Annotated in this window: 1 protein-coding gene; it reads right to left on the reverse strand. The window is 53.4% G+C overall.

The window, feature by feature from the left end; genetic code table 11:
* Positions 1 to 1,032 carry an IS4 family transposase gene (locus DC3_RS28805; protein ID WP_146892285.1) on the reverse strand — a complete coding sequence of 344 codons (1,032 nt, stop codon included), beginning with the start codon at positions 1,030 to 1,032 and terminating at the stop codon, positions 1 to 3.
* Between the last annotated feature and the right edge of the window lie 87 nt (positions 1,033 to 1,119).

A 1,119-nucleotide genomic window follows, 5' to 3' on the forward strand; every position in this document is an offset into this window, starting at 1 on the left:
CTAAGTACAGGACAAAATTTTGATGGCAGGGACGTAAAAGCGCCGCTGGGTTAGGACTCTGATCAGATGTCCCAGTCCTAACCGGAACACACTCTGGCCCTTCCTGCCATGCCTTTTGACCCTAATCGGCTTTTTCTGGTGTTCCCATTCCCCCACCATGTACGCCCACACAAAGGCAATCCCCACCAGGGTCATCAGAGTCGACAGTCGTTCTGGACGGGTGAGGTGCGTGTCCTCAAAGCGAAAACCCGTTTCCTTGACTGCCGAGAAAAAACATTCGATTTCCCACCTCTTCTTGTATTTTTTTAGCGTGTCACGGGCAGAAAAGTCACTGGCCACCAGGATTCTTTTCCCTTCAGGCGTCCTGGCACCCACCACCTGCATTTTCGACCCAAAGACGGTCATTTTGCGGTACAGCGAGTAGGTGACATGGGCTTCAGTGCGCTTGAACCACATCCAGGCTGGGATTCCACCGACACGGTCGGTGTCCCGAATGCGAATGCAGCGCTTGATGCCCAGTGTCCTGAGTTCGCTAAACCACTGTTCCCCAATGAATTCTCGGTCTGCCAGCAGGCCCTGAATCCGGGAGACCGGTAAGGCTTCGACCAGCTGCTGAATCAACTCGATTCTAGCGGTCTGATGGCTATTTCCTGCGTGTGGGAGGAGTTGCCAGATCAAAGGAAAGGCGATGCCGTCTCGGACGGTAGCGATGACCAGAAAGTTGATGTGGTTCTTGCCAAACTGCCAATTGGTACGGTCCATGGTCAGGAGGAGCGGCTGGTCTTTGAAGAACTGGAGGACGAAGGTCAAGTACAGGTGGTGTGGGAAGGTGAAATCGCTGATGAAACGCCGGATGCGTTTGTAGTTAGACTCGCTGGAGGCGTTTTTTTTCGACTGGAAGCGCTGAGAGACTTTGACCAGATTGACGGTTTCAGCCTGAATCAGAGCGATCAGGAAGGCTGCCAGGAAGTAGAGGCGGGCCTGGTTGAGGGGAAAGGCTTCACGCAGGGTGCGGATCAAGGTAGAATGCATGGGGACTGACTCCTGGGGTGGTTTCTAAGCAAAAACACCGTACAGGACGCAGTCCCTTTTTTCTAGCCTATTTTTGTCCCGTACTCA

The organism is Deinococcus cellulosilyticus NBRC 106333 = KACC 11606, assembly GCF_007990775.1.
In the GTDB taxonomy this organism is placed as follows: domain Bacteria; phylum Deinococcota; class Deinococci; order Deinococcales; family Deinococcaceae; genus Deinococcus_C; species Deinococcus_C cellulosilyticus.

Coding starts and splice junctions, on each gene's coding strand:
- DC3_RS28805 (WP_146892285.1), bottom strand. CDS start 1,032: ATGCATTCTACCTTGATCCGCACCCTGCGTGAAGCCTTTCCCCTCAAC.